At 73.0% G+C, this 6,064-nt stretch carries 5 protein-coding genes and 2 pseudogenes; 2 read left to right on the plus strand and 5 right to left on the minus strand.

The features are described from left to right. From AC13HU_RS30140 to AC13HU_RS30160, 5 genes and pseudogenes are all read right to left on the minus strand, one after another. Positions 1–464: pseudogene (locus AC13HU_RS30140) on the minus strand (hypothetical protein); the annotation flags it as partial. Between the two features lie 115 nt (positions 465–579). Next, entirely contained in the window at positions 580–900 is a 321-nt protein-coding gene (locus AC13HU_RS30145) for a DUF6191 domain-containing protein (protein ID WP_483045143.1), read from the minus strand. A 166-nt stretch (positions 901–1,066) separates the two neighbouring features. Further along, a complete protein-coding gene (locus AC13HU_RS30150) occupies positions 1,067–1,807 on the minus strand; it encodes an SMI1/KNR4 family protein (RefSeq protein ID WP_483045144.1) in 741 nt (246 codons plus the stop codon). Positions 1,808–1,899: 92 nt separating this feature from the next. Next, positions 1,900–2,487, minus strand: a complete 588-nt coding sequence (locus AC13HU_RS30155) for a GNAT family N-acetyltransferase (protein WP_483045145.1) — start codon at positions 2,485–2,487, stop codon at positions 1,900–1,902. 128 nt (positions 2,488–2,615) lie between these two features. Further along, positions 2,616–3,227, minus strand: a pseudogene (locus AC13HU_RS30160) (CGNR zinc finger domain-containing protein); the annotation flags it as partial. Between the two features lie 56 nt (positions 3,228–3,283). Here AC13HU_RS30160 and AC13HU_RS30165 point away from each other — a divergent pair. Both AC13HU_RS30165 and AC13HU_RS30170 read left to right on the plus strand, forming a co-directional pair. Next, entirely contained in the window at positions 3,284–4,540 is a 1,257-nt protein-coding gene (locus AC13HU_RS30165; protein ID WP_483045146.1) for an MFS transporter, read from the plus strand. Between the two features lie 160 nt (positions 4,541–4,700). Next, the gene (locus AC13HU_RS30170) at positions 4,701–5,828 is read left to right on the plus strand and encodes an NAD(P)/FAD-dependent oxidoreductase (RefSeq protein WP_483045147.1); all 1,128 of its coding nucleotides are present in this window, start codon (positions 4,701–4,703) and stop codon (positions 5,826–5,828) included. The last annotated feature ends 236 nt before the right edge of the window (positions 5,829–6,064 follow it).

The following is a 6,064-nucleotide window of genomic DNA, read 5'->3' on the forward strand; positions in this document are numbered from 1 at the left end:
GGGTCCGGGTCGCCGAAAGTGATCGACGCCGGGCCGAACTCGTCGAGCACCTCGTGGACGGTGCGGTCCGTGCCTGCCCAGGCGGCCGCCCCAGCGACGAGCGCGGTGTGTTCTGCGGAGCCGAGGGTTCGGTCCAGGCGCAACCAGCCCCGTCGGTAGGCGTCTTCGCCGTATTGGGACGCGGCCACGTGGACGTCCGGGTCGGGGTAGGAGCTCAGCACCAACTGCACGGTACCGAGGCGCTCGTTCGTGTCCGGTATCCACACGATGCCGTCGGTGTGCCCGTCGGCCTCGGCGATCAGGTCGAGCAGGAGCGGGAGCACCGGCACACCGCCGAAAGCGTCGGGCCGACGGACCGCGTCGTGGAACTTCGCGATCAGTCCGTCCCGGCCCAGCCGTCCCGAACGCGGCGCAGCCCAGCCGGTTCCGGCGGCGGACGCGCGAGGTACCACTACCCATGGCACGCCGTCCATCCCCCGCCTCCCGATCCTGTCCGCGGGCAAGTCTGCCAGCCTCGCCAATCCCCCGGCGAACGATCAACCGGCTTCGACGCACCTGACCACCGTACGAGTTGGGGCGTCAGCTCGGCTCGGGGCGCGGGTCCACCCGGATCACCGCGGTGCCGTGGTCCAGATCGACCTTCGAGCGCGGGGGCGCGCCGTCGCCCTCCTCGTCGCGGAGCGTGAGCGAGGACTTGCGCTCGTCGAGCTCGTTCTGTTTGCCGGGTGAGAAGCTGGCGTGGAGCTGCTCGAACCCGGTCGCCGTGATCTGGCCCTGCCGGCCACCGCGCCAGGGCAGCACACCGGCTCGGCCGGCGCGCAGCATCAACTGGTCGACGAACGCGACCGCCGTCAGCAGGATGACCAACCCCGGCAGCGTCATGAAGACGACGAACCCCATCCGGCCCCTCCCTCGATTCCACTCGTCTCCGAACTCCTACCCGACAGACGTCGAACGCGGAAGCTCCCGGGCCCGTTCCCGGCAGACGGCAGCACCCGAGGAGGCCCGGACCCGGGTGGGCCGAGGGTCAGTGACCAATGGCCGGGGGGCCGAGGGCAGGGGGCCGTCAGCCGTCGAGCCAGTCGCCGGGCAGCGCGTCGCGGATCGAGTCGAGCGCTTCGGGGGTGCGGGCCCTGACGCAGACGAACGCGTCCTCGACCTCGCGTATCAGGACGTCGGGCCCGGCGAACCAGCGGCTGCCGGGTCCGAACGTCTGGCCCCAGTCGCACAACGCCTCCACTTCCGGCGCGAGACCATCACCATCAGTGGTCAGGAAGTCGGTGTGGGCGTCAGGGTCCAACAGCGCCTCGGCCATGACGATCTCGACGCAGGCGGAGGTCAGGCTCGGCATCCACGGCTCCCAGCGCTCCTGGGACTTGTCCGCGAGGTCGGGTCGGCCCACCGTGCGCGGGTCGTCGCGCACGACGTCGTCTCCCACGGCGTCGGCACGCTCGAGGTCGGCCAGGGGTATGCCCCAGTAGGCACAGCCCTGGTTCTCCTCCCGGTACACGATCGCGCCGTCCATCACATACAGCTTGTCGGGCGGCAGCAGCCGGTCGTGGTTGCTGGTCAGGTCGTCGCGCCGGCCGAACAGCAGGTACGCCTCCCGGAGCGCGGCCGGAAACGTCAGGCCGAGGCGCCGCTCGGCGGCCTCGACGACCGCGGGGTCCCAACCGTCGCCCGCACCGAGCGGCCGGCCGAAGTATGCGGCGAAGCCGGTGATGAACCACCAGGCGAGCGCGCGGTCGCGCGGCGCGGCGAGCAGCGCGGGCAGCGCGGTTCGGATGTCGAAGGGTTCGATCTTCATACCCGACATCGTAGGAGCGACCACTGACAGTGACCGTTCGCGCGGACGAGCGCCGGGGCGAACCGGCCGCCACGGGAACCCGGCAGGCGGGGTCAGGGCGCGGGCAGGGCGACGGCGAAGCGCAGGCACGCGACGGCGTGCGGGGCGGCCGGGGGCATGTGGTCCTCGCGGGTGACCGGGCCGCCGGCGGCCTCGGCGACGACGGGCGGCCAGAAGCGGGCGGCGACGGTGTTGGCGTGGTCGAACTCGACGACCCAGTTGCCGGGGTGCCGGCGCAGGGTGCGCAGGGCGACAACGCGGCCCGTACCGTGCCCGCGGTAGCCGCGCAGCACGAAGAACTCGCTCATCTCCCTTGCACCGTCGGGCAGTTCGCGGGTCATGGTGAATCCGGCCAGGGCGCCGCCCACCCGGATGAGGCGCGCTTCCCGGCTCGGCTCGGTGAAGTACGCGTCGAGGTAGGGGTAGTCGAACGTGCCCTGCGCGGTGATGTCTTGCGGGCGCCAGGCGGAGAAGTCGTGGAGGTAGAGCTGGAGGAGGCGGGCCAGCACGGGCTGGTAGGCCGCCGCGACCGGGACCAGTTCGATCGCCGGGCCGCCGGTCGGGGCGTTCACCGGGCCGTTCACCGGGTCGTTCGCCGGATCGTTCGCCAACTCGTCCACCGGAAAAGGGTCGTTCGTCATGACGACCATCCCCCGGGCGGCCCTCCTCCGGCCGGCCCTCCCCCGGCCGGCCGCCTTCCGACCGACCTCCGCGCGGACGCGGATACGGATACGGCCGGAGGCGTCGGCAGGGGTTCAGCCGGTGCCGCCGCCCGCGCCCGGTGGGTCGCGACGCGCTCGCGGGTGGCACAACGCCGCGAGCAGTAGCGGCGGTTCGGGCCGCGCCCCTCGGTGACGTAGACGTTCGGGCAGCTCGGGGAGGCGCACACACCACCGGGCGGGCGCTGGCGGTCCCAGACGAGGACGGCGAGCGCCATGCAGGAGGAGGCGAGGAACCACTCGGCCCACGGCGCGTCGTCGTCGCTGTCCAGGTGCGGGTGCCAGGGGGTGCCACCGCCGTGGGAGGTGAGGCGGAACGGGCCGGTGCCGGCCGCGAACAGCCGGTTGAGGCGGGCCGCGACCTCGTCGACGTGCTCGGCGGCGAACACCTCGCGCAGCAGGCGGGCCGCCGCGCGCAGGTCGGCGAGGTCGTCGGCGGTAAAGGTCAGGGGATCGGCCTCGCCGTACGCGCGCAGCACCGCGACCAGCACGGCCCGGGTCCGGGCGTCCGCGGCCTCGTCCGCCATCGCACCGGCAGACGCCTCGGCGCCGGCTACCGCCCAACCGTCGTCCACGGCAAGCGCGTTGACGAGTGCGGCGGTGCGCCTGGCGTTGGCCGACACGGAGTGCCGGGTGGACCAGTCGTCGTATGGAGATGACACGTGGGCACTGTAACGCACGTGGCGAATATTTGAGTTACCTGCGTAACGTCATTCGAATGGAAAAGCGTCACACGGACCGCGCCGTACGGGCGTATCTCGGCGGCGCGGTCGCGGCCCGGGTCGGCGACGAGATGTCGGGGCCCGCGCTCCTGCTGGCGGGACTGGCCGCCACCGGGTCGGCGTCCCGCGCGGCGGCGGTCCCGGCCGCGCTGATGGTGTCGGCGGCGGCCGGGGGGCCGCTGTTCGGCGTGCTGCTCGACCGGTCCGCCCGGCCCGGGCGCCTGCTGGCCACCGCGCTCGGCGGCTACGCGGCCGCCCTGGTGCTACTCCTCACGACACTGGACCGGCTGCCCATCGGACTGGCCGCTCTGCTCGCGGTGCTCGCCGGGCCGCTGGGACCCGCGCTCTCCGGCGGCTGGACCTCGCAACTCCCCCGCGTCGCCGCCGGCGCGCTGGCACGGGCGAACGCGCTGGACGCGATGACCTACGACCTGGCGAGCCTGGTGGGTCCCGCGCTCGCCGGGGTGCTGGCCGGGCTGTCGGGGGCGCCGGTCGCGGTCGCGGTCTCCGCCGCGCTGATCTGCCTGGCGCTGCCGTCCGCGTGGACGCTGCCGCGCGCTCCCGGCGAACCCGCCGGCCGGCACCGGCCGCACGCCCCGATCCGCGCCGACCTCGCCGCCGGGTTCCGCGCGATCCACCGCGCACCCGCACTCGCCCGCGCGACGGCCGCCTCGGTGGTGTCCTGCGTCGGCGCCGGCATGTTCATCACCTGTGTCCCGCTGCTCGGCGCGGCGGCGCTCGGCGGGGCCGGGCACGGCGCGTATCTCCTGTCGGGCGCCGCCGCGTCCGCGCTCGCCGCCAACGCGGTCCTCGCCCGCCGTCCGCACGCCCTGCGCCCGGACACCGTGTTGTGGTGCGCCACCCTCCTGCTCGGGGCCGCTCTCCTGCTCGCCGCGACGGCCCGGCCGTTGGCCCTCGTCGCTGCCGCGGCTCTCTCCGGCGCGGCCCAAGGCCCCCAGCTCACCGCGCTGTTCGCGATCCGCCACCGCGACGCCCCCGCCCACCTGCGCGGCCAGGTCTTCACCACCGGCGCCAGCCTCAAGACCACCGGCTACGCGGTCGGCACCGCCCTCGCCGGCCCCCTTGCCACCCGCTCCCTCCCGGGCGCCCTCCTCACCGCCGCCGCCTTCCAGGCCGTCGCGGCCCTGTCGTTCACACTGGTCGGCCACCGCCGCGGACCCGCGGGCCCCGATGCCACCACGCCACGCGATACGGCAGACGGCCGCACGCGACCGGCCGACGCACCCCGCTGACGTACCCGGCCCGGACGAATACCGCCCAGACGCGTACGGCCGAGACCAATGCGGCTCACCCGACGCACGGCAGTATCGGCCTCATCACGCGCTCGTCGCCGAACCGAGTGATGGCATGCTTGAAGCGGGAGTTCGCCCGTGATCCCGGGAGGGGGCGTCGGTGAGCATCGGGTGCGTACAGCGGCCTGAACGTGTTGCGGTCATCGGAGTGGGCATTGTCGGAGCCGCCGTGGGCTGGAGCCTGACGCGGCATGGGGCCGAGGTGGTCTTCATCGATGCGGGCCGGCCGGGCGAAGGGGTCACCAACTGGTCCTTCTCGTGGGTCAACGCCAGCAACAAGACGGCGCGCAAGTCCTACTTCGACCTGAACGTCGCGGGCATGGCGGCATACCGTGAGCTCGCCGGGACCATCGGGCCGGGCTCGTGGTGGTATCCCAGCGGCCACCTGCGCTGGGCGGACGATCCCGCAGTGGAGGCGAAACTCCTTGAAACAGCCGAGCTGCTGGCCGGTTGGGACTACCGGGTCGAGGTGTGCACGGGGTCCGAGGTGCGCCGCCGCCTGGAACCTGCTCTCACGGTGCCCGGCGGGACTCCGGTCCTGTTCTGCCCCGACGAAGCATGGGTGCACGGACGGCATCTCGTCGGCCGCCTGGTCGGCCGGGCCGTCGAGTCGGGTGCCGAGCTCCGGACCGGCACTGCGGTCCGTGACATCGGCATCGGCACCGACGGGAGCATCCGGGCGGTGACTCTGTCGGATGGAAGCTGTCTCGATGTCGACGTCGTCGTGAACGCAGCAGGACCCAGCGCCTCCCAGGTCGCCGGGCTCGTCGCACGGCACCTGCCGATGCGCCGGGAACCCGGCGTCGTCACCCGGATCGACTGTGCTCAGGTCCCCCCGGTCCACCGGGCCATGCACGCACCCCACATCGAGATCCGACCCGACGGAGACGCGTCGGTGGTCCTCCACAGCCGCGAGATCGACGCCCTCATCGACACCGGCGAGGATCCGGCGGAACTCGCGCGGCTGCTCCACGAATCGGCGCGGCACGTCGTTCCGGAACTCGGCAACTCCCGCATCGCACAGACGCAGGTGGCCTACCGGCCCATCCCGGCCGACGGATTCCCCTCGGTGGGAGCGGTGCCTTCCGTGCCTGGCTACTACGAGGCCGTCTCCCACAGCGGCATCACGCTCGGGCCGGTGATCGGCAGGCTGCTTGCCGCGGAGATCCTCAGCGGGAAGCGGGACGGGATGCTCGCGGATTTCCGCCCGGAGCGGTTCTCCCGGTGACAGCATCGGGCGGAACACGTCGTAGCCAATCCGGGTGCTGTGGGATAGAACGAACTTGTGCAGGGTGAAGCGTCGTTCAACCCACTGGACCAGATGACCGCCCTGTTCCTTCGGCATGCAGCCCATCAGGGTGCCGCTGCACTTGTTCCGCTGTGACGGACACCCGCCCGGGGTTCAGCGGCAGTTGACGCGCCGAAGGCCATATACGGCGGCGCCGTCCGCTCGCGGGGTGGGCC

The sequence above is a fragment of the Streptomyces sp. NH27 genome, assembly GCF_056859195.1.

Excerpts from the sequence above, each read along its gene's own strand:
- AC13HU_RS30165 (WP_483045146.1), top strand. The coding sequence starts at position 3,284 with ATGGAAAAGCGTCACACGGACCGCGCCGTACGGGCGTATCTCGGCGGC.
- AC13HU_RS30145 (WP_483045143.1), bottom strand. The coding sequence starts at position 900 with ATGGGGTTCGTCGTCTTCATGACGCTGCCGGGGTTGGTCATCCTGCTG.
- AC13HU_RS30150 (WP_483045144.1), bottom strand. The coding sequence starts at position 1,807 with ATGAAGATCGAACCCTTCGACATCCGAACCGCGCTGCCCGCGCTGCTC.
- AC13HU_RS30155 (WP_483045145.1), bottom strand. The coding sequence starts at position 2,487 with ATGACGAACGACCCTTTTCCGGTGGACGAGTTGGCGAACGATCCGGCG.